The organism is Treponema sp. R6D11, from assembly GCF_054786075.1.
In genome coordinates this window covers 1-372 of the sequence record NZ_BDHD01001161.1, presented here as the reverse complement: position 1 = coordinate 372, position 372 = coordinate 1, and the positions used below count along the sequence as shown (strand labels likewise).

Genomic DNA, 372 nt, shown 5'->3' with positions numbered 1-372 from the left:
CCGTTATCCTGATCCTGCCTTGGGATTGGCTTGCCGTACAGATCGGGCATGGAGGGCAACTTTGGTAACGCGGGAAGATCTCCCGGTACATTCTGCCCGTTTGTCTGTTCTTCTGATTCGCCGTTTTGTTCAGAGTAGGGTTTTCTGCCGCTGACAACTACCCGTCTGGGCTTGTCTCCGTTGCCGGATTCGTTGTTCTGTTCGCCTTCTTCTAAATTCGCGGCTTCTTCGCTATTGCCGTCGGATATTGATTCTTCCGGCTTTCTGCCTCTTTTTACAATTGCCATTTTAACCACCTATGGATTATGTTTTTGTCTGGATTCATATTTATTCTTAATTTTAATAATTTGATTCATTGTTATCGAAAGGATA

General features: G+C 44.9%; 1 pseudogene. It reads right to left on the bottom strand.

The window, feature by feature from the left end:
* Positions 1–287: pseudogene (locus tag ACYVTD_RS17930) on the bottom strand (hypothetical protein); the annotation flags it as partial.
* Between the last annotated feature and the right edge of the window lie 85 nt (positions 288–372).